General features: G+C 45.4%; 19 protein-coding genes. 14 read left to right on the top strand and 5 right to left on the bottom strand.

The window, feature by feature from the left end; all coding sequences use genetic code 11:
- Positions 1–214: 214 nt before the first annotated feature.
- Positions 215–895, top strand: coding sequence for an HAS-barrel domain-containing protein (locus tag PMG71_RS00005; protein ID WP_283751572.1), 681 nt, complete (start codon positions 215–217; stop codon positions 893–895).
- Between the two features lie 196 nt (positions 896–1,091).
- On the opposite strand, the gene PMG71_RS00010 is transcribed toward PMG71_RS00005, so the two are convergent.
- Both PMG71_RS00010 and PMG71_RS00015 read right to left on the bottom strand, forming a co-directional pair.
- On the bottom strand, positions 1,092–1,727 hold the full coding sequence (locus PMG71_RS00010) for a Uma2 family endonuclease (RefSeq protein ID WP_283751573.1): 636 nt from the start codon (positions 1,725–1,727) through the stop codon (positions 1,092–1,094).
- Positions 1,728–1,738: 11 nt separating this feature from the next.
- On the bottom strand, positions 1,739–2,659 hold the full coding sequence (locus tag PMG71_RS00015; protein WP_283751574.1) for a histone deacetylase family protein: 921 nt from the start codon (positions 2,657–2,659) through the stop codon (positions 1,739–1,741).
- 308 nt (positions 2,660–2,967) lie between these two features.
- On the opposite strand from PMG71_RS00015, the gene PMG71_RS00020 reads away from it, so the two are divergent.
- From PMG71_RS00020 to PMG71_RS00050, 7 genes are all read left to right on the top strand, one after another.
- Complete coding sequence (locus PMG71_RS00020) at positions 2,968–3,828, top strand: hypothetical protein (protein WP_283751575.1); 861 nt, start codon at positions 2,968–2,970, stop codon at positions 3,826–3,828.
- A 59-nt stretch (positions 3,829–3,887) separates the two neighbouring features.
- Positions 3,888–4,880, top strand: a complete 993-nt coding sequence (locus PMG71_RS00025) for a pentapeptide repeat-containing protein (protein ID WP_283751576.1) — start codon at positions 3,888–3,890, stop codon at positions 4,878–4,880.
- Positions 4,881–4,989: 109 nt separating this feature from the next.
- Positions 4,990–6,309, top strand: a complete 1,320-nt coding sequence (locus PMG71_RS00030; RefSeq protein ID WP_283751577.1) for an anthranilate synthase component I family protein — start codon at positions 4,990–4,992, stop codon at positions 6,307–6,309.
- Between the two features lie 170 nt (positions 6,310–6,479).
- The gene (locus PMG71_RS00035; RefSeq protein ID WP_283751578.1) at positions 6,480–7,232 is read left to right on the top strand and encodes a transporter substrate-binding domain-containing protein; all 753 of its coding nucleotides are present in this window, start codon (positions 6,480–6,482) and stop codon (positions 7,230–7,232) included.
- Entirely contained in the window at positions 7,220–9,463 is a 2,244-nt protein-coding gene (locus PMG71_RS00040; protein ID WP_283751579.1) for a sensor histidine kinase, read from the top strand. Before PMG71_RS00035 ends, PMG71_RS00040 begins: the two co-directional genes overlap by 13 nt.
- 274 nt (positions 9,464–9,737) lie before the next feature.
- Positions 9,738–9,905, top strand: coding sequence for an NblA/ycf18 family protein (locus PMG71_RS00045; RefSeq protein WP_283751580.1), 168 nt, complete (start codon positions 9,738–9,740; stop codon positions 9,903–9,905).
- Positions 9,906–10,203: 298 nt separating this feature from the next.
- Positions 10,204–11,694: a hypothetical protein gene (locus PMG71_RS00050; protein ID WP_283751581.1), complete on the top strand. Its 1,491-nt coding sequence runs from the start codon at positions 10,204–10,206 to the stop codon at positions 11,692–11,694.
- A 118-nt stretch (positions 11,695–11,812) separates the two neighbouring features.
- On the opposite strand, the gene PMG71_RS00055 is transcribed toward PMG71_RS00050, so the two are convergent.
- Together PMG71_RS00055 and PMG71_RS00060 are read right to left on the bottom strand one after the other, a co-directional pair.
- The gene (locus tag PMG71_RS00055; RefSeq protein ID WP_283751582.1) at positions 11,813–12,796 is read right to left on the bottom strand and encodes a sodium-dependent bicarbonate transport family permease; all 984 of its coding nucleotides are present in this window, start codon (positions 12,794–12,796) and stop codon (positions 11,813–11,815) included.
- A gap of 40 nt (positions 12,797–12,836) precedes the next feature.
- Positions 12,837–13,151, bottom strand: coding sequence for a P-II family nitrogen regulator (locus tag PMG71_RS00060; RefSeq protein ID WP_283751583.1), 315 nt, complete (start codon positions 13,149–13,151; stop codon positions 12,837–12,839).
- Positions 13,152–13,394: 243 nt separating this feature from the next.
- Between PMG71_RS00060 and PMG71_RS00065 the strand changes: the two genes are divergently transcribed.
- From PMG71_RS00065 to PMG71_RS00090, 6 genes are all read left to right on the top strand, one after another.
- Entirely contained in the window at positions 13,395–14,876 is a 1,482-nt protein-coding gene (locus PMG71_RS00065; RefSeq protein WP_283751584.1) for an NADH-quinone oxidoreductase subunit M, read from the top strand.
- Positions 14,877–14,912: 36 nt separating this feature from the next.
- On the top strand, positions 14,913–16,046 hold the full coding sequence (locus PMG71_RS00070; protein WP_283751585.1) for a CO2 hydration protein: 1,134 nt from the start codon (positions 14,913–14,915) through the stop codon (positions 16,044–16,046).
- A 60-nt stretch (positions 16,047–16,106) separates the two neighbouring features.
- Positions 16,107–16,328 carry a hypothetical protein gene (locus PMG71_RS00075; RefSeq protein WP_283751586.1) on the top strand — a complete coding sequence of 74 codons (222 nt, stop codon included), beginning with the start codon at positions 16,107–16,109 and terminating at the stop codon, positions 16,326–16,328.
- A gap of 2 nt (positions 16,329–16,330) precedes the next feature.
- The gene (locus tag PMG71_RS00080; protein WP_283751587.1) at positions 16,331–16,777 is read left to right on the top strand and encodes a PIN domain-containing protein; all 447 of its coding nucleotides are present in this window, start codon (positions 16,331–16,333) and stop codon (positions 16,775–16,777) included.
- A 265-nt stretch (positions 16,778–17,042) separates the two neighbouring features.
- On the top strand, positions 17,043–17,627 hold the full coding sequence (locus tag PMG71_RS00085) for a Uma2 family endonuclease (RefSeq protein WP_283751588.1): 585 nt from the start codon (positions 17,043–17,045) through the stop codon (positions 17,625–17,627).
- A 299-nt stretch (positions 17,628–17,926) separates the two neighbouring features.
- A complete protein-coding gene (locus tag PMG71_RS00090; RefSeq protein WP_283751589.1) occupies positions 17,927–18,856 on the top strand; it encodes a LysR family transcriptional regulator in 930 nt (309 codons plus the stop codon).
- A gap of 216 nt (positions 18,857–19,072) precedes the next feature.
- Here PMG71_RS00090 and PMG71_RS00095 read toward each other — a convergent pair whose 3' ends face one another.
- The gene (locus PMG71_RS00095) at positions 19,073–20,917 is read right to left on the bottom strand and encodes an NAD(P)H-quinone oxidoreductase subunit F (protein ID WP_283751590.1); all 1,845 of its coding nucleotides are present in this window, start codon (positions 20,915–20,917) and stop codon (positions 19,073–19,075) included.
- Between the last annotated feature and the right edge of the window lie 438 nt (positions 20,918–21,355).

Raw genomic sequence — 21,355 nt, forward strand, 5'->3', positions numbered from 1 at the left:
TCCGGATAAAGGGTGAAGAAGCGGGCAAGATGCCCGCACTCCTCTAATCCCTTGATATTACTGGAGTGGGAGCGTCTCGCTCCCTAAATTTTTAATCATGGTATTTCCGCTTCGCGGACATGAACAATCGGACTTGATATAATGGGCAATCCTGGAAGAGAAAAATAGGTTAATTCATTACTCATTATTCATTACTCATTACTTAAATATAAAGATGCGCTTACCCCTATCTCAAGCGACACCAATCGATCGCCCCCAAAACCACATTGCCGAGGTGATCGAAACGGCAACATCGGAATTTTTAGCCCAATGTCTGGAACCGGAAGATCTCAACTTTCCCATGATGCCAGCGTTTGGCTCTTTGGTGCGATCGCTCGGTGTCACTCCCGAAACCTCCCCCGAAACCGATTCAGGGTATTGGGTGTATGCAGTGGTGTATCATGCCACCACTACCCCCATTGACTCCATCCACCGCGCTAGAGCCTTGGGACTCTCCCTAGAACAACTGCGAGCGGAACAACCGCAAATTTTTGCTATGCTCAAAACTGAGTTTCGAGCGGCGATCGTCGGATTTGAAACCCTAGAATCCCGGAATTCTCGCTCTAGAGTTTATCAGCATTTACCGCCGCGTCCTCCCCAAATTCACCAAGCGGTTTATCAATGTCATCCGGATGAAGTGATTCGCTTTAGCGAGCAGTTTGACTTTATCCGCATTTTACTAGAAATTCCTGGAACGCCGGTTGATGGGCTAATTGCAGCTACCCTGAGAAATATTTACCAACTGCGCCATACGGAACACTCTTGGTTAGTGCAAGCGGGGCGAAATTTGAGCCTTTTACTCAAAGATGATTACGATCGCCTACGCTATATTCTTAGCCAAGTTTATCTCAATTAATAATTAGCAATTAGCAATTATAGCGCTTCGCGCTATAGTATTTACAAATCATGGAAAACGGCGTGGATAGCTTGTTCGATATCTTTCGTTATAGCCAGGGCTGATCCCATTCTCTGACCCTATTCCCTATTCCCTATTCCCTATTCCCTATTCCCTATTCCCTATTCCCTATTCCCTATTCCCTATTCCCTATTCCCTAGCGCGTAGCGCTATAACTTTGTAAGGCTTGATGATAGGCGCGAACCATTTGCGGTTCCTGTTCTGGATCGATAAATTGACAGAGGAGAGCGAGATCTAAATGGGGTAGCAGTTGGCTGCGTTCAATTTCTTGATAGCCGGTAGTCGCATCAACTAATTGATAGAGGGTAAAACAGTTATCTTGCCAAAACCAAACTTCTTTAATTCCTAACCCTTGATAGATATCCAATTTATCGATACCACCACTGGTAATTACCACTTCGATCGCCAAATCGGGAACCTCTCGCAGTTCTCCAATACAATAGCTTTCATCAGCTTCTAAGCCTCTTGCCGCAGCTTGATTCCGAAATGTGGTTGAACCATAGCTATAAAAATCGAGATTTTCCACCCAAGCATAGGTTTCCAGAAGTCTTCTAATGAGACTTTTAATCCTTTCATGTTGCGAAGAAGTGGTCATTATTTCTAATAGTCCTTGGTTATAACTCAGGCGCAAATTGCGGGAGGGAGAGAGCGTTGTCACCAGAGTTTCATACTGTTGCCAAGAAATATTGTTCAAAGTAATGCGCGGCTCCATTAGAGTGGGAGCCACTAACTGAGAGAGGGCGATCGCTGGAATATCAACGGTAACTTTCATCAGATTTCATGCTATTTTTGCAAACAAGCGGCGATCGTTGCCATCACTGACTCAGATAAACTTGATAAATTATAACCTCCCTCCAAACCAAACAGAATTTTGGAGGTCATCTGTAAACAAGCTTGGGTAAATGTGCCATAATCCTCTGGCACTAAATTCATTCCGGCTAAGGGATCGTCATGAGTGGCATCATAACCGGCACTGACGATCAATAAATCGGGGTTAAACTGCTGTAAAAAGGGGATAACTTGACCTTCAAATCTGGGCCAATACTCTGTCATTCCAGAACCTGGGGATAAGGGAATATTTAACACATTTTCATACTCTCCGCGCTCTGTGGCTCTACCGGTTCCGGGATAGCAGGGGGACTGATGCAGGGAACAATAGGCAATTTGCCGATGACTTTGAACGATCGCCTGAGTGCCATTCCCATGATGAACATCCCAATCTAGAATAGCGACTCGCTCGACTCCCGGTTGTGTGAGAGCATAGTAAGTAGCGATCGCCGCATTAGAAAATAAACAAAATCCCATCCCCCGTTCCGCTTCCGCATGATGTCCTGGAGGACGAGCCAACACAAATGCCGGATTGCCTGTGGCTAAAACCTGTTCTACACCATCAATCCAGCCATTGACAGCTAAAAGCGCTACCTCATAGCTCTGAGCAGAAACCAGGGTATCGCCATCAAGGAACCCACCTCCTTTTTCAGCAATGGAGCGAACCCGTTGGATGTGTTCGGTTGTATGTACCTGTTCTATCCAAGGTAAAACGGGACGCACATCTACGGGAGTAGGAGCTTTCCAATCGAGAGATTCGGCCCATAGACTGGATTTAAGTAAATCGGCGATCGCCCCCAGACGCTCCGCCCTCTCCGGATGTCGTCCCGTATCATGGCGCAAAAATTCCTCAGAATAAATAATTGGAAATGACATACCCGCTCCCGATCCCTTGCCTGCTTTAAATTAGTTTCTATTTTATCGGCCTAGACAGTCTTTAGGATTCAATTAACAATTAACAATTTACAATTAACAGTTAATAGTTTTTAGGTCTACTTACTCCCCCCATTCCCCCATCCCCCCATTCCCCCATCCCCCCACTGAATTTGTAAGCTTTTCTAAAGGATCGATGCAGCATTAACAACTGGTATTAAAATAAAAGCCAACCCCCTTATGGGGAATTACGGGATTTACCCTACCCGCAATCACCTTCCCAAGCCAAAAGAACACGACCTCTACTCATCATGCTTTCCCTACCCTCTGCTCTACCGCAAATCAGTAACGAAATTGAACGTCATCCCGAAGCCCTGCGGATGAAAAAAATGCTTGTGTGTGCCTGGCAAGATATTTGGGAAAATGATGCCAAACGCTTACGAGCCATAGCGTTATCCGCATTACTTGAATCAGTGATTAATAAGTATCCCACCCTAGAAGATCTCAGTGAAGCATTACAACGGATTGCCAATACCCTGAACAAAAGACAAGAGTATCAGGCGATCGCCAACAGTATTATTCTGATCGTAGGCAAAGTCTATCCCGATACCGAAGAAGCCACCCAAGTCTATGCTGCACCCCCGACCCATATTACCCTAGCCTCTCATCAACCCCCTCCCAGTTCCAATACGGTTGTTGACCCCCCTGTAAACTATCAAATTCGGACAGGCTATGACTCTTTCAATCTCCGTTTAGAACTGATGAGATATACCAACCCTCTGAGGGCGAAAATCCTATTATTTTCAGCCTTACACCAAAAATCCCGTTTAGAAGAACAGGATTGGGTCAAACTGAAAGCAGAAAATCTAGATAGCCTGCTTTATACCATCTATGAGCAGTGCGAAACCTTAGAGAAATTAACAACCTGTCTTTGCAGCACGGCTAATAATGCTGAAGATGAACCCAGTGAATGCAATCAAGCAGCCGGAGCCATCATCCAATGTATGGGGCGCTTTTATCAAGATTGGGAACCGGGAATGGAAGATGCTGTACATCAGGCCAATGCTTACCGTAATCCGGGTGAGTTAACGGGTGTAATCCTTGAAAATACCCCTGACTCTTACTCTAGCTCAGGCGAACAAGAATCTACTCGTCGGATATTACCTTCCTAAGAACCAGATGGATTGAAGTGGATTGAATCTGTAGCGATTACAGGAGTAAAGAGGGAGTTATGAATGCAAAAGAATTAATTAAGCGCTATGAAGCTGGAGAACAAAAGTTTGTTGGTGCAAAGCTCAATCGTGCCAATTTGAGAGGAGCGGATTTGATTGGGATTTACTTGTACCAAGCAGATTTACAAGGAGCGAATTTAAGGTTTGCTTATCTCAACCGAGCGAACTTCAATCGGGCAAATTTAATGGGGACTCAATTAGGAGGGGCGAATTTAACCCAAGCAAGTATGACTTCGGCTAAGTTACATGATGCCGATTTACATGGGGCTACTCTCTATAAAGCGGATCTACGGATGACTGATTTAACCCTGGCTAATTTGGTAGATGCCAATTTAATGGAAGTGGATTTGCGCGGGGCAGATTTGAGTGGAGCTAATTTAACGGGAGCTTGTTTGCGGGGGGCGAATTTACGGGAAGAACGCCGGGCTTATATGTCTTTTTTACGGGGTACAATCCTGCATCGGGCAGATTTACGGGGAGTGAATTTGTCAGGGGCTGATTTGTCTAAGGTGGATCTGAGGGAAGCCAATTTAAGTGAGGCGACGTTGCGAGAGGCAGATTTGACGGGGGCAGATTTGCAGGGAGCGAATTTGCAGGGAGCTTTTTTAACGGAAGCGATGCTCAGTCAGGCCAATTTACGCTATGCCAATTTGAGCAATGCGAAAATGGAACGGGTGAATTTGATTGATGCGGATTTAATGCGAGTGAATTTACGGGGCGCTCTGTTAGCGGGTGCAAAGATGAATCGGGTGAATCTGGATGAGTCGGATTTGACGATGGCGCGTTTGAATCGGGCGGATTTGAGTCGCGTAACGTTCCGTAATGCGACGTTGAAGAAAGCAGAATTGATTGATGCTTATTTGGGACGGGCAGATCTGAGTGGGGCGAATTTGTCGGAGGCGAATTTGTTTAATGCGGAGTTGAGTAGTGCGAATTTGATGGGGGCAACATTGCGGGGTGCGACTCTACCGGATGGTTCGATGAATCGTTGATTCCCGGAGTATTCTGAATTAAATTGACCAGAGTTGGCGATAGATGGGACAATCGAAAGGGCCTATAGCGGCAATGTTCCCTCTAAACCCTCGCTGTCTTTTACCAAACATGGGCAGAACCTGGACTTATAATGAAGTGTTACTCCCTGTTCAGAGGGAACCATTAGGTGTATTACAGACGTTAATGGAGTCTAGGCTCTTTTCTGAATACGGTGTGTATCAGAGTGAGGAAGAGTTACGATTTGCGGGTAATCGGGCGATCGCCGTTTCGGTGGATCTCCAGCAGGTGACGCTTCAGGGGCTGGTTGAGGCTCGGTCTTTTCCTGTGGACGATCCGTTTAAGCAGGTGGAACAGATGTTCGCCTCGATTCCCCTGGAGGATTGGACGGCTTATGGCTATGTGAGTTTTGATTGTGTTCGGTATTATTATCCTTATCGGAAGGCGATCGCCGGCCCCCTGTTATATTTTTTTGTGCCGGAAACAGAAGTGAGGATTCGCCCGGATGAGATTCTGGTGCGTAGCTTAGAGTCTCCTGAACCTGTTTGTAAGGTGTTGCAGAAGTCACAGGATTTAAGGACGCGATCTTGTCCAACTCCTGAATGGGTGTTTACGGATCAAAATCATTACCAAACTCAGGTCGAAACCTTGCAAAAGGCCATTCATCAGGGAGAGCTACACAAAGCCATTTTGTCGCGCTCTGTGAAACTTAAGGGCAATTTAGATATTTTAGGAACCTATATTCTGGGTCATCAACAGAATCAGGCGATTCGTTCCTATGGGTTGCAACTGCCTGGAGTGCGGACAGTGGGATTTAGTCCAGAAATTTTGATGCAATTATCCCATCATCCCTTGAAAGGGCGAAGATTGATGACGAATCCTGTCGCAGGGACTCGCCCCAGGGGAGAAACCCTAGAAGCGGATGAACAGCTTAAACGCCAGTTATTTGCTGATGCCAAGGAAGTTAAAGAACATGCTTTGTCCATTTGGTTGGTGCAGGATGAAATGCAGCAGGTTTGCACACCGGGAACGGTGCAAGTGGTGGATTTTATGCAGGTGAAGCAGTACCGATGGGTACAGCATTTATCCTCTAGGGTGCAAGGTGAATTGGGTGAGAATCAGTCTCTCTGGGATGCGCTGAAGGTTTTGTTTCCGGGGGTTACGGTTTCTGGAATTGATAAGGAGGCGGCGATCGCCTGGATCGATCGCCTAGAAACAGAGCCACGGGGCATTTATGCAGGGGCGATCGGTTGGATTAATTCTCAAGAAGAAGCAGATTTAGCCATTCCCATTCGGTCAGCTTATCAGTATGGAGAATGGATTTATTTAAATGCAGGTGCGGGAATTATGGCCGAATCCATTGCCCGTAATGAGTATATTGAATCCGTGAATAAAATGAACACCATGCTAACCAATTTAGTTTTAGAATAAGCAGTCCGATCCAGTATGGGTAAACACCATACAATGTTTGGCGCTCTAGGGGGGGAAATGGGAGACGTGAAAATTACTGAATACTTCAAGCTGTTCTGAAATTTGATATAATAATAGGTTGGTCTATCTTATCCTCAAAACCCCTGATTCCTTACCCCTGACTTCCACCGATGAAAACGATAAAAACCTTTCTGGTTCTCAGTATAACAACTTTCTTTAGTGTACTGATTTTTTCCGCTTGTAGCTCATCCAGCACTCAAAATACTTTAGTCATGGGAACCTCTGCCGATTATCCTCCCTATGAATTTAAAGATAGCACAGGGGGAGAAGAACGGATTATTGGCTTTGATGTTGACATTGCCCAATATTTAGCCAACTCCCTGAATTTTGAACTAAAAATTGAGGATATGAACTTCGATCGCCTCATTCCTGCCTTAGAAAACAATGAGGTAGATTTTGTGATGGCAGGCATGTCTCCCACACCAGAGCGCCAAGCTAAAGTAGAATTTACCGATCTCTATTATCAAGCCTCTAGTATTATTCTCATGCCCAGAGGCGCAAATTTTAACCTGAAAGAAGATGCACAAGGCAAGCGCGTGGGGGTGCAAGGGGGATCGATTCAGGCAGATGCCGCTAAAAAGATTACCGGGATTGAGTTAGTCGAGTTCGATAAAATTGGGGAAATTATCCAAAGCGTGAAAGCCAAAACCCTAGATGCAGCGATTATTGAGTCCACGGTAGCAGAGCGCTATGCTTCCGCGAACCCGGATTTAGATTTTACCCAACCCTTTGACACTGAATCGAGTGGATCGGCGATCGCCCTTCCCAAAGGTTCACCCTATACCGAATCCTTTAATCAAGTCTTAACCGAAATGAAAGAAACTGGAAAAATCAAAGAACTGATCCAGAAATGGTTCAGCTAACTCAACCCCATTACCCATTACTCATTACTCAACCCATTACCCATTACTCATTGCTTAAACGTCTTAAAATTTGGACTGCTTTGCTTCCCCGTAAAATTTCTTTACGGGCTGTTTTAGTGGTTCCGTTCGTGCTGCAAGTTTCCTTAGCCGTTGGGTTAACCGGTTGGTTTTCCCTTCGCAATGGACAAAAAGCAATTAACCAAGTTACCACCCAATTACGTGAGGAAATCACCGCTCGCATTGAGCAGGAACTCGCCACCTATATTCATGATTTATATTTAGTCAATCAAATTAATCAAGATGCCGTCACTCTAAACTTGCTGAATCTAGAAGATCCTCAGCAACTTCAATCCTATTTCTATAAGCAATTACAAGCCTTTGAAGCCATTAGTGCGATTAAATTTAGCAGTCAGGAAGGGGAATTTTTAGGCTTAGAGCGATCGCCGGATGGATACCTGCTATCCTTAGCCAATTCCGACACAGAGCAAGCCCTAGAAACCTATGAATTGGATCGCGATCGAGAACGGGGACAGCTCTTATCCACCACCCCAGACTATGATAGCCGCTTAGAACTGTCGTATGAGAATGCCATTCAAGCCGGAAAAGCAACTTGGGGAGGCATTTACACCCATCTCGGTTCAGAAACCCTAGCCACTACCGTCAATCAACCCGTTTATACCAACCGGGGCAAACTTTTAGGGGTATTCGGGGCAGAATTTCGACTCTCAGAAATCAGCGACTTTTTACGAGAACTGAACATTAGCCCAGGGGTAGAAGCCTTTATCTTAGAGCGTTCCGGCTTATTAGTTGCCAGTTCCACCCTAGATCGTCCCTTTCTCGTCACCTATGGCACAACTTTAAGAATTCAAGCCACCAATACCAGCGATCCGTTAATTCAATCCTCTGCTGAGTATCTGAAAGAACATTTTAGCAACTTAGAACAAGTAAAAACCACGGAAAAATTACAGTTTTCACTTGCAGGAGAGCGGCAATTTTTACAAGTCACCCCCTTTCAGAATGCCCAAGGCATCGATTGGCTGATTGTGGTAGTGGTTCCAGAAGCCGATTTTATGCAGCAAATCAACGCTAATACCTGGATTACGATTCAACTCTGTGCGATCGCCCTCTTCGTCTGCATTTTACTCGGCTTAAGAACCTCCCGTTGGATCGCCCAATCCTTACATCAGCTCATTCAAGCTACTGGAGCGATCGCCCAAGGCAACCTCAACCAACACTTACCCCACTTTTATCTACGGGAATTAGAAACCCTGCGCCGTTCCTTTAACCAAATGTCCCAACAACTGCGCCATTCTTTCCAAGCCCTAGAAACCGCCAATCAAACCTTAGAAGAGCGAGTCGAAAAGCGCACCGCAGCCCTCAAAATTGCCAAAGAAAAAACCGAGCAAGCCCTACAAGAACTCCAGCAAACCCAAGCCCAACTCATTCAAACCGAAAAAATGTCCAGCTTGGGTCAAATGGTTGCCGGAATCGCCCATGAAATCAACAACCCGATCAGCTTTATTTACAGCAATTTACCCCACGCCAAAGAATATCTAGAAGGCTTAATCCAACTCATTGAACTCTATCAAAACAACTATTCAGATTCCAACCCAGAGATCGCAGAAAAAATTGAATCCATAGATTTAGACTTCATTATCGAAGACTTTCAAGACTTAATGAACTCCATGCAAAGCGGAGCCGATCGCATTCAAAAAATTGTCTTAGGCTTACGCAGCTTTTCTCGATTGGATGAATCCGATCAAAAATGGGTGAACATTCAAGATGGATTAGAGAGCAGTTTAATGATTCTGCAACCCAATCTACACTCGATTAATGTGATTACCAACTATACCAGAGTCTCCAATGTATTTTGCTACCCCAGTGAAATTAATCAAGTTTTTTTCCAGATTCTAGAAAATGCCATAGATGCCCTATCTGAACCTGATATTATTAATCCCACCCTATGGATAGAAACCCAAGACCTCTCACAAAATTGGGTGCAAATTCGTATCGCTGATAACGGCCCAGGAATTGAAGACTCCTTGAAATCCCGCATTTTCGATCCCTTTTTCACCACCAAACCGGTTGGCCGGGGAACCGGGTTAGGTCTCTCCATTAGCTATCAAATTATTGTCGAGAAACACAAAGGTGAACTCCTCTGCAATTCCACCCCTGGAAAAGGAGCCGAATTTTTGATCCGATTACCCATAAAATCGAGTTCTATCGATTAAAAATTAAAAAAGGTCTAAGTTGGGGCCCGTTGGCTGGCGTGGCTTGGCATTGATCTAAACCTGAAACATCTGATACATCGCAAAGCACTGTATCTCACTCCAATTCCCTTAAAACCGCAGCTAACCCTATTAATGTAAATTTATGTTATCTTGAATACTGTTTATCTTGACAAAATAGACAAAATAATATCCATGTGCTAGATTAAGGCACAAATCAACCCAAGGGAAGCCCTAAAGAGCTTTCATCTTCTGAAATCGTGCAGGAGGAGTGAATATGGATATGCCTGGAAAACTGACGCTTGAGCAACAATTCAAGATGAAAGTCTATGAAGATCAAGTTCAGTCTTTAAGCCTCGAAGAAGCTCAAACCTACTTGCTGGAAGTTTTACGTCAAATGATGGTCAAGGATAATATCGTTAAGCACCTGATGAAGAACGCTTAATCAGTTCATCAATCCGGTGTTTTCGTAGGGGCGGTGTGTTGTAGATCATTGAGGAGACCAACGAGCAAGCATGTAAACCCGCCCTTACACCCTATCCCAAAGGCGTAACCCTACACAACCGCCAGCCCCCAAACCTCAACCACTCCAGCGAAGATTTTAACTTTGCAGATATCTAAGGTACGTGAGAAACTGGGTTTCTTGAAAAAACCGGGTGTCTGGGCCTTAAGATTGCGATATCATCAGAATCAGGTCACCGAAGAAAATCGGGCAAAGTCCAAAAAAGAGAAGCCTAAAAACCGTGATTAAAGGATGCCCAAAGCTCTATAAAGTGACGTTGCGCTTGTTTACCTATCACTTGCAAACCGCAAGTTTAAGCAATTGCGATGACATCGATCTGAGCTGTTCAGACATTCAAGCCTATTATGAGGTACTGTTAAGAGATTATCACGCCAGTGACTCCCAAGGTGCGCCTCTTCAAATTCAGTGGCGCTCAGACGCTCCTCACAAACAAGCCTTTGACCTCTTAGAGACTCAGGGAGATCAGAACCGCCAAATTCAGCCTTTTATTTTGGCATGGTTGCCTCCTTTTAAGGGTTTTTTTTATCCCCAATTTTTTGATCATACTTATATTGGTTCGTTTACGTTTTATTTGCCTGACTTGAGCGGCAAAGATGGATTAACGGTTGAGGAATTACAGGGTTTAAAACCTTCGATTCATTATTTTAGCGGTACGACTGTTAGCGCTAAGGAGAATCCAGCGAAGCAGCAAGTCTGCCAAACCTTAAGAAGCTCTTTTTTAGGTAAAACCCTGATTCTCAGTGCCCAATTGATCGAAGATCCCCAAGATTTAACACAATTTGCTCAACGGTGTTTACTGAGTTTTTTGGGGTTGTCGTCTGGGCAAGCAGCTCCCCCTTTAATGAATCGTTGGCGCTGTTTTAATGGTTATATGTATGAGTTTTGTACCGCAGAAGCGGATGATTATTATGGTAAAATTTGGTTGTTTCTGACGTTTCGTAAGGACAGTATTACCCGGTTAGACAAGTCCCAATTTGATTGGGCTGAGGTGTTTTTATACGATCGTAAGAATTACCGAAACGATGAAGAGAGTCTGGTTTACTATGAACAAGGCTTAGAGAATATTCAGAGACTTGAAGAGATGATCAAACCATTGCGGGGTAAGTCTGCTGATGATAAACTTGTGGATTTATCTACAGATATCCTGAGTCAAATGAAGGGAAGATTGCAGATATTATTGGATATTTCCCTGTCCTATTCGCAAAATATACGAGGTTTAGCCGATTGCAATCATAGGATCGATTTGCATCGGGAGAATTACGAGCAGAAAATTATTGATATTGAGAACATTACGAACAGTAATTTAACTTCGACGTTGAAGTTGGCCGATCGCCAGTTTCGCCAGTTTCAAAAGCAGATCGCTGCTAACCTAGCCTACCTGGGAGAGGGTGCGCGACTGTTGGATACGGCGATCGCCACTATTCGCGGTTTAGTCGAGATCGAACAAGCTGAGGGCGATCGCATCCTACAGCAGCAAAACCAAGCCTTACAAAACCATATTCAGGCGATCGGGGTTGGGATTGGTGCAGGGGCGATCGCCGCTTCTAGTTCTGGCTTAATCTTTAAACAACAAGCCATGACATTTCCCTTCTTCAGTCTCCACCCCGGAGCCTATCCCCACCCCTTCCTGATTTCAGTCTTACTCAGTTTTGGCTTAGGGATTAGTTTTTGGGCTTTGGCTAAATGGATGTTAAGCAAAACCCAAAAATAACTCTAACCCTTAACAAATTTTCATGTCCTCCAGTCATATCAAAGAATTCGAGGAGTGCGGGCATCTTGCCCGCTTCTTAACAAATTTTCATGTCCGCTTGCGGAAACCGGACTTGATATTAAGGCCATAAATGATTAATCATCCCCAAATAAAGAGGAATGCCAATAATAATATTAAACGGGAACGTCAGAGCTAACGCCATAGGAATATATAACCCCGGATTCGCTTCCGGAACACTCATCCGCATCGCCGCAGGAACCGCAATATAGGAAGCAGAAGCACAGAGAACGGTAAATAATAAGGCATTTCCTGGAGACATGCCAATGAGTCGAGCCAGGAAAATCCCCACGATCGCATTAGAAACAGGCATCAACACAGAAAAACCGACCAAAAACGATCCCCCTTTACGAAATTCTTGAATTTTCCGGGCTGCGACTAACCCCATATCCAACAAGAAAAAGGTCAGTAAACCATAGAAAATTTCCCCGGTAAAAGGTTCGAGTCTGTCCCATCCCTGTTGACTGGTGACCATCCCTACCAATAAACTACTGAGTAAGAGAAAGACCGATCCATTAAGAAAAGCTTCTCGCAACACTTCTCCCCATTCAAAGGCTTCCTCCTCCTCTTGCTCTTGATTAGCAAAAAAACGCACCAACAGCAAACCAATAATAATGGCTGGAGACTCCATCAGAGCTAAGGCAGCAACCATATGTCCCCCATAGGCAATGGGGGGAGTTTGTTGTTCTAAAAAAGAGCTTGCTGTGACAAAGGTGACGGCACTAATGGAACCATAGGCAGCCGCGATCGCGGCTGAATTGTAAACATCTAATTTCAGTTTCAAGATGAAAAAGGAATAAATCGGTACAATTGCCGCCATCAGAATCGCCATAATTAGGGTAATAGCAATTTCCCCATTAATCCCACTTTCGTGAATTTCATGCCCTCCCTTAAAGCCAATGGCAAATAGGAGATAGAGGGATAATAACTTGGGAATAGGAGCAGGAATTTCTAAATCTGATTTGAGAAAAACAGCAATCATTCCCATGAAGAAAAATAAAACGGGCGGATTGAGTAAATTAGATAAAACTAAGCTGGTGTTCATGGGTTAACAGACTCTAATTAGATAAAAATAGGTGGAAAAACTATAAAGAGCTGATGCAACGAGTCGAACGTACTTCCATGACTTCGGAAATATAACAAGTGCCGCCAAATTTATTTAAGATTGGTCGAATTTGCTCTAAGACGGGCTTGACGTTATCCGGTAGACAATAGGCAAATACATAGGTATTCCCTAAACCGGTAATGGCACTATCATTGGTCACCATACCTTGAAGATTTTTGTGCAGGACATTCTCGATCACTGTGTAGTTAGAAACCCCGGTTTGATCTAAAACTTGGGTGATTTTGTGCATTTCTACTTGATCGGCAATAATTTCAAGGCGGGTTACGGGATGCATAAAGAATACCTCTAGAAATGGGTAGGGAGGGTCGTACCAATTCTTCCTAGGGCGCTATGGTGCTGTGCGCTCGTGATGGGAATTAGTCGTCGTTAAACCCATACATCCCAACCCACTGCTATAGAAACCCTGAGAATAAAACAATCTTACTGGAGTCTGTTGCGATCGCCCATCATTTGATAGGCTAAATCATATAGAGAATCAATGCTTTCAAACTTTAATAACATCAACTTAGGATTATCCATGCTCAGTGTTCTGATCTGGGGCCCGGTTTTAGGTGCAGCAGCGATCGCCTTCTGGCCGGCTGAACTCAAACCGCAAACAGTACGCAACTTGGCCATCACCCTCGGCCTTCTCCTTTTAGCTTGGACAGGTGCGATCGCCCTCCAATTTAATCCCCATCTGTCAGAGTTGCAACTGACAGAAGTTCTCCCCTGGTTAAAAGCCCTAGGACTGACCTACAATCTGGGCATCGATGGCCTATCCTTTCCCCTGGTCTTACTCAATAGCTTACTGACCTTAATCGCGATTACGAGCAGCGAACGCCAGCTCCAACGGCCCCGATTCTATTATGCCCTGCTGTTCCTGCTCAATTCCTGCGTTTCTGGAGCCTTCTGTGCCCAAGATTACCTCTTATTCTTCCTCTTCTACGAACTCGAACTGATCCCTCTCTATCTCCTGATCGCCATCTGGGGAGGAAAGCGCCGGGGATATGCTGCCACCAAATTCTTAATGTATACTGCCGTTTCCGGTATTGCCCTGCTGGCCTCATTTTTGGGCATCACCTGGTTAAGTGGTGCAGCCACCTTTACCTACGATCCGGCGATCGCCCAAACCCTACCCCTAGCAACCCAACTGATCTGCCTGGGGGGTATCCTCCTCGCTTTCGGCATCAAAATTCCCCTCGTCCCCTTCCACACCTGGCTTCCCGATGCCCATGTCGAAGCCTCCACCCCCATCTCCGTCCTCCTCGCAGGGGTATTGCTAAAACTGGGAACCTACGGACTGCTGAAATTTGGCCTCTTGCTGCTTCCTGATGCCTGGAAAGTCCTGGCTCCTAGCCTAGCGGTGTGGGCTGCCATTAGCGCCATTTACGGAGCCTTGAGTGCGATCGCCCAGACCGATATGAAAAAAATGGTCGCTTTTAGCTCTGTCGCCCATATGGGCTATATATTGCTGGCTGGCGCAACCGCCACCTCCCTCAGTTTCCTAGCCGCTATTCTGCAAATGGTCAGCCATGGTCTGATCTCTGCCCTTCTCTTCCTACTGGTGGGAGTCGTCTACAAAAAAACCGGAACCCGCGACCTCGATATCTTAAAAGGCCTCCTCAACCCAGAGCGCGGCCTACCCCTGATCGGCAGCCTCATGATCGTCGGAGTCATGGCCAGCGCCGGAATTCCTGGTATGGTGGGCTTTGTATCCGAATTTCTCGTCTTTTGGAGCAGTTTCCAAACCTTCCCCATCCCCACCCTGATCTGCATGGTGGGAACTGGCTTAACTGCTGTGTACTACCTGCTACTGGTTAACCGCACCTTCTTTGGTCGCCTCTCCGACACCGTGCAAAACCTGCCCCCTGTACAATGGTCTGATCGTATTCCGGCGATCGCCCTTACCCTGCTGATCGTCTTTTTCGGCCTCTTCCCCAGCACCCTCACCCAATGGAGCGAAACCACCAGCACCGCCCTCTTCCCCACTCAAACCCTAGTCTCCCAATCCTACGATTAATCCCCCTATCTCCCTATCTCCCCATCCCCCCATCCCATGACCTCCCAAACCATTACCCCATCTAAACATCCCCTTGCCTCCTACATCGAACGCCTAGAAGCGGGCGGTGAGTTACTACCCCACTCCCCCGAAAATCTTCTAGAAGTGGTGGGCATCCTCAAAAGCTATGGTGTGGTTCTCGATGCCTATTCCAACAACCTGATCTATATGGCTCAGGAACAATTTTTAGTCCTCTTTCCCTTCTTCAAATACTTCAATGGGGAAATTACCCTCAACAAACTGCTCAAACATTGGTGGCACGATCGCATTAACTATGAGTATGCCGAGTATGTCATGCGGATCATGCTCTGGCATGGGGGGGGAGAACTCGATACTTATCTCGATAGCACCGCTTTTAGGGAATATGCAGAGCGGGCGATCGCCGCTAAAATCAAACACAACCCCCCAATACAACTGCTCCACAAACTCTTTCCCGACTTTCTCCCCGAACAAGTCCGGCAAATGGTCTATACCAGCGCCCTAGGACAGTTTTGGCGCATCATGAGTGATATGTTTATCGACCTCTCCGATCGCTACGATCGCCAAGAGATCCAAACGATTCCCCAAGTCGTCGAGCATATTCTCGCCGGTTTAGTCGCTGCCGCCAATACCCCCATCACCTATAGCGTCAACATCAAAGGGCAACCCTACGACCTCATCCCCCCTTCCCAAAACTTCAAATTCTTAATGGAAACTGCCGTACCCTACGTCGATACTATCTTCTTTCGCGGCGCTCCCTTCCTCGGAACCGTTTCCTACAACGCCCAAGCCCGACAAATTCCGGGAGAACAAGCCGAATTCACCTATGGGGCACTCTATGCCGATCCCCTCCCCACCGGAGGCGCAGGCATTCCCCCCACTCTCCTGATGCAAGATATGCGTCATTTTCTCCCCGACTATTTACACCAATTTTATCAGCGCAGTCGTCGCGCCGAAGATGACTTGTTAGTGAAAATTTGCGTTAGTTTCCAGAAGTCCATGTACTGTGTCACCACAGCAGCCATTAAGGGACTGACTCCCCATCCCCTAGACACGACTGAGCCAGAGCAGAAGCAGGCGAACCGTGCCTATTTTGAATCTTGGATGGATCGGTTTCTGACTTCTCGTTTGCTAGAGGTGAATCAAGGGTAGGAAAGATCGTCAGTTAAAATCTGAAGTATCGAATACAAGTTGCTGAACGGAGAATATAAAATGGCTAATACTGTTGAATTTAAGGCAAGAATTAAACAAGGTATCATTGAGATTCCAGAAGAATATCAACAGGAGTTAAGGGAAGAAAATGAGGTAACTGTAATTGTACTCAAACAGTCTAAAAGGATTTCTCAAACAGGAATGATTGCTGAATTAACTCGAAATCCGATTCCTGTGCCTGGTGTGCATAAATTAACAAGAGATGAAATTCACCAACTTTAGTGATGTCTAATTCTATTTATTTTTGTGATTCTAATCTATGGTTGTATCGTTTTTTGGTCGATCCCGACGGTGATGACTCTGAAGAAATCAGAAAGTATAACATTGCGGTCAATCTGACTAATCAGGAAAATCTTGTGATTAGTACCCAAGTGATTAATGAAATTTGTGCAGTTTTACTCAAAAAAGCTAAGGTTAGTGAAATTCAAATTCGACAAATTATCGAAGAGTTATATCAGGGTTGTATTGTTGTTGACATCGATCGCAATATTATCGTAATAGCTTCTGATTTACGAATGAGCTATAGTCTCTCGTTTTGGGATAGCCTGATTGTGGCGAGTGCTTTAGCAGGTGGTGCAGATATTTTATATTCTGAAGATATGCAAGATGGATTAAGAGTTTCAGAGAAACTCAATATTGTTAATCCCTTTCAATCTACAGCACAGCCTTGATTCTAAATCCCAGTGTTGAACCAGAAGAGAAGGCGATCGCACGATTACACTATCGATAACCCATCCTGCGGGGTCTAATTCTCAATCAATACGTTTGCTACTTTTTGCAACAGAGAGGATTGACTATTATAGTTGATTCAATTAACAGTGAGACACCAACGAGTAGTGGGTTGGCAAGCTTAAATCTGTCTATATCCCGATCGCCACTACAGGAGCGATCGCCTTTCTCCCCTCTCTCCCTTTGCTACAATTAAACCATCATCTCTTGGCTGACCCAATTATGATTGCCACTCCCCTTTCTTCGGTTCATCTTCGGCTGATTACCACTGCTGATTATCATCGAATGGCAGAAATTGGCATTCTGGGAGCCGATGAACAGGTGGAACTTATTGCGGGACAAATTATCCAGAAAATGCCCAAAGGCCCTGCCCATAGTGCGTTGTGCAAACGGATTGAAAAGCTGCTAGAACATCATTTGAGCGATCGCGCTCTGGTACGACTTCAAGACCCCATTCAACTCAATCCTTACTCAGAACCTGAGCCGGATATTGCCGTTGTTCATCCCCATCCCAACTTTTATGCCGACCATCATCCCACACCCGATGAAGTGTATTTGATCGTTGAAATTGCTGATACTACGATTGACCGCGATCTCGGCACTAAAGCCAATCTCTATGCCGTAGCAGGTATCCCTGACTACTGGGTTTTCAACATTACCTCACAACAACTTCACATTTTTCAAGACCCTCAACCCAATGGTTACCAGCGCCAGCTCATTTTGCTCGGTCAACAGTCTGTCAGTCCTCTGGCTTTTCCAGATTGCACAATTACAGTGCAAGAGTGCTTTTAGACGAAAAGGCGGCTCGTCCAAGGCATAAAAAAAAGGATACTACACCGTCGAACCATTCAGTTAAAGAGGGAAATACTTTACTGTGGCCACAATGAGGCGACTGCAAAGCTAGGAATTTGGGTGTCCTGTGCTAACCTCTTCAACTGGCGATCGCCGGGTAGCATCCTCTCGGAAGGGTTTCTTTCGCTCTTTCTGATCAAGATGATAACGCAAGAATATCAATAAGGCTAATGCAATATTGATAATAATTATGATAGACTTATATCTATGAATATCAGGTCTTAATTGAGGAACAGGTTTTGAGGCAAGCGACTCTGCATCAATTAAAGGTTTTTGAAGCCGCAGCCCGTCACGGCAGCTTTACACGGGCGGCAGAAGAGTTATATCTAACTCAGCCTACCATCTCTATGCAAGTTAAGCAATTAACGAAAGCGGTGGGAATGCCCTTATTTGAACAAATTGGTAAACGCTTATATCTAACAGAGGCAGGTCAAGAGCTTTTCGCGGCCTGCCGTGATGTTTTTGAGCGCATCTCCCAGTTAGAAATGACCATTTCTGACTTAAAGGGATTGAAACAAGGACAGCTCAAACTCAGTGTCATCACTACAGCTAAGTATTTTGTCCCTCGTTTACTGGGGCCCTTTTGTCAGCGCTATCCCGGTGTCGATTTTTCCCTTCAGGTACTCAACCATGAAGGCTTACTCGCTCGCATGTCGGAAAATTTGGACGATCTCTATATTCTCTCCCAAGTGCCGGAAAATTTAGATGTTGCGGCTCACCAGTTCCTAGAAAATCCGTTAGTAGTTTTGGCCCAGCGAGAACATCCTCTGGTGGAACAAGAAAACATTCCCATAGAGCGCCTATCTGGGGAACCGTTTATTATGCGCGAAGAGGGATCGGGCACTCGTCGCGCTGTCGAGAAACTCTTTAATCAGGAGAATATCAACGTGAAGGTAAAACTGGAGTTAGGTTCCAATGAAGCCATTAAACAGGCGATCGTTGGCGGTTTAGGCCTCTCGGTTTTATCCTTACATACCTTAGCCCTAGAAGGAGCGACGGGAAAATTGGCGATCCTAGATGTGGAACATTTCCCCATTGAACGCAATTGGTTTGTTGTCTATCCCAATGGTAAGCAGTTATCTGTGGTGGCCACAGCCTTTTTAGAGTATTTGCTAGATGAAGGCAAAAAAGTGGCTCAAGAGACGGCCATAGAGAAAATGATCGGTTAACCCGATCCATTACAGTGCAACCTGCTGTATCCATTATGAATTCGGGGAAAATTAACCGGGTGAGCGCCAGTTAGAGATGTACTGGAGAGGATAATGGTTTTCAGGCTGAGTGTGGTGTTGAGGAGAACGGTTCACTGATATGGGGTATAGCAATTTGAGCGGGTAATGGGGTAATCTCCGTGGGTTAGGAGAGTTCCCATTGCCCGATTTCCCCAGTTAGGGATGCACATAGACGAACCAACCGACTAGGGTGACCAAGAAGCTAACCCCAAGCAAAATTGTGAGGACATAAAGTTGAGACTGGCCAGCCGAGCTATACTTTAAGCTTTCGCCACTAAACAGGGTGACCATACCCACCAGGTTCACCAAACCATCGACAATATAGCGATCAAACCAAGAGGTCAGTCGAGCTGATTGTTCTACGGCAAACACGACGGTCATCCGATAGAGGCGATCGATATAAAAATCATAGGCTAACAAATCTTGGATCAGTTTAACCGGCTTGATAATTGACCGGGCTAAACTGCGCTGTAGGGGGATCTTGACCCCAATCACACATCCAGCAATACCCGATAGAATGACTAAAATCACCGTGGTTTTATGAACATAGGTGAAGCTAGGAATAAGGGATAGTTGATGTAATAGCCAGGGACAGACTAGGGTGATAACGATCAAGCTCACCATCGGTACAGCCATGGGCCAAGGAACTTCAGGGGCCCGGCGGGTTTTGGGTTGGACTTCTCCAGCAAAGACGAGACGATAGACTCTTGTTAAATTTACAGCACTAAGGGCATTCACCAATAAGAGGACGACCAGTAACCAAGGTTCGTAATACCAAAAGTCATCTGCACCTAAGCGCAGGGCCCAAAAACCGCCTAGGGGTAAAAGTCCGACTAAACCGGCACTACCGACTAGAAATGAGGTGGTGGTAACGGGCATTTTGGTCTGTAGTCCCCCTAATTCGGTTAAGTCTTGGCTATTGGTGGTCAGGATAATTGAACCCACGCTCATAAACAATAGAGCTTTGGCGATCGCATGGGCAAACAATAACATCAGCGCAAATCCTGTCCACTGTGTCCCCACCGCAATAAATACTAAGCCTAAATAGGCGCTCGTGCTGTGGGAGAGGGCCCGTTTAATATCCACTTGGGCTAACGCCACTAAAGACGCTCCAATGGCTGTCACAATACCAATGACGACTAATGTTGCCGAAGCCACCGGAGAGAGGGCTAAAATCGGTTGCAACTTAATCAATACATAAGCCCCACAAGCCACCACCACCGAATTTCTCAAAATTGAGGCAGGGTTAGGCCCTTCCATGGCCTCATCTAGCCACAAATGTAGGGGAAACTGGGCGCATTTTCCGGTCGGCCCGGCAATCAAGGCTAATCCTAGTACCGTAGCAAACCAGGGGGATAACTGGGCGTTTTCTGCCCAAACATAGAGGCGATCGAAATCTAGGGTTCCGGCCGTAGTCCCCAAAGCCACCAACCCCATCAGCAAGAGAATATCGCCTACTCGTTTAGTCAAGAATGCATCTCTAGCTGCCGTCACCACCAAAGGCTGGGCATACCAAAAGCCGACTAACAAATAAGTCGATAGGGTCAGCATTTCCAGCAAGCCATAGGTCAGCAACAGGGAGTCACTGAGGGCAATACCACTCATGGCTGCCTCAAAGAAGCCCATTAAGGCAAAAAATCGAGCTAAGGCCCAATCTTTTTCTAAATATCCCAGAGCATAGAGTTGGGCTAATAAGCTTAATCCTGTAATCACTGACATTGCCCCTAGGCTAACCGCAGAAATGCTCAAGGTTAGGGCAAAATCAATATCAATTACCTTGAGCCAGTGAAAAACCATCAGATAGGGTTCTCTATCCCAAACAAGATTAAAGACAATTAATCCATGTAGTAAGGCTAAAACGGTCATTAGCAGGTTAAAGTAGGCTGCTGGTCTCGGGCCGGTACGCCGGATGATCCGAGTTGACCAAGGTAAGGTGACAATGGCTCCGACTAAACCATAGAATGGAATGCACCAACTCGTTTCTAGGAAATATTCAGACATAAATGTAAGTTAATGGGCTAATCGCATGTATTTTAAGAATTGAGTTGAAAATTTAATCTCAGTTTCTTGACATTTTCAGAGTTTTGATCTCCACCCTTCTCTGCCCTAGGTGACGATCCCACCCCTTAGCCTACCCTAAAATGGACTGCATCTGCTTAGGATCTCGGACGGCGATCGCCCCCACTTTTCTTAAGTATATTTACATATCTTATCTCATCGATTGAGTCGATGCATTATTATATCTTAACTTTGTTAATAAAAAATTAATTTCTGTTAAGACATCACAAAAATTAATTAGTCAAATCAAGGGTTATTATGATTAATTCTATTGCCAGGAGAGTCATGCTTCCCATATCCTTAATAGAGAAGCAAAACTCTATTTTGCTTTCCTAGGAAATTTGGGTGTCCTAGTGCTATCTTTCGCTTTTTCAGATCAGG

Origin of the sequence: Roseofilum acuticapitatum BLCC-M154 (assembly GCF_030068475.1) — a bacterium.
Lineage (GTDB): Bacteria > Cyanobacteriota > Cyanobacteriia > Cyanobacteriales > Desertifilaceae > Roseofilum > Roseofilum acuticapitatum.

Bases quoted from the DNA above. Each gene is read 5' to 3' on its own strand.
- PMG71_RS00065 (WP_283751584.1), top strand. From the start codon at position 13,395: ATGCTCAGTGTTCTGATCTGGGGCCCGGTTTTAGGTGCAGCAGCGATC.
- PMG71_RS00060 (WP_283751583.1), bottom strand. From the start codon at position 13,151: ATGCATCCCGTAACCCGCCTTGAAATTATTGCCGATCAAGTAGAAATG.
- PMG71_RS00010 (WP_283751573.1), bottom strand. From the start codon at position 1,727: ATGAAAGTTACCGTTGATATTCCAGCGATCGCCCTCTCTCAGTTAGTG.
- PMG71_RS00030 (WP_283751577.1), top strand. From the start codon at position 4,990: ATGGGCAGAACCTGGACTTATAATGAAGTGTTACTCCCTGTTCAGAGG.
- PMG71_RS00040 (WP_283751579.1), top strand. From the start codon at position 7,220: ATGGTTCAGCTAACTCAACCCCATTACCCATTACTCATTACTCAACCC.
- PMG71_RS00075 (WP_283751586.1), top strand. From the start codon at position 16,107: ATGGCTAATACTGTTGAATTTAAGGCAAGAATTAAACAAGGTATCATT.
- PMG71_RS00055 (WP_283751582.1), bottom strand. From the start codon at position 12,796: ATGAACACCAGCTTAGTTTTATCTAATTTACTCAATCCGCCCGTTTTA.
- PMG71_RS00035 (WP_283751578.1), top strand. From the start codon at position 6,480: ATGAAAACGATAAAAACCTTTCTGGTTCTCAGTATAACAACTTTCTTT.
- PMG71_RS00015 (WP_283751574.1), bottom strand. From the start codon at position 2,659: ATGTCATTTCCAATTATTTATTCTGAGGAATTTTTGCGCCATGATACG.
- PMG71_RS00005 (WP_283751572.1), top strand. From the start codon at position 215: ATGCGCTTACCCCTATCTCAAGCGACACCAATCGATCGCCCCCAAAAC.
- PMG71_RS00020 (WP_283751575.1), top strand. From the start codon at position 2,968: ATGCTTTCCCTACCCTCTGCTCTACCGCAAATCAGTAACGAAATTGAA.
- PMG71_RS00070 (WP_283751585.1), top strand. From the start codon at position 14,913: ATGACCTCCCAAACCATTACCCCATCTAAACATCCCCTTGCCTCCTAC.
- PMG71_RS00025 (WP_283751576.1), top strand. From the start codon at position 3,888: ATGAATGCAAAAGAATTAATTAAGCGCTATGAAGCTGGAGAACAAAAG.
- PMG71_RS00080 (WP_283751587.1), top strand. From the start codon at position 16,331: ATGTCTAATTCTATTTATTTTTGTGATTCTAATCTATGGTTGTATCGT.
- PMG71_RS00045 (WP_283751580.1), top strand. From the start codon at position 9,738: ATGGATATGCCTGGAAAACTGACGCTTGAGCAACAATTCAAGATGAAA.
- PMG71_RS00095 (WP_283751590.1), bottom strand. From the start codon at position 20,917: ATGTCTGAATATTTCCTAGAAACGAGTTGGTGCATTCCATTCTATGGT.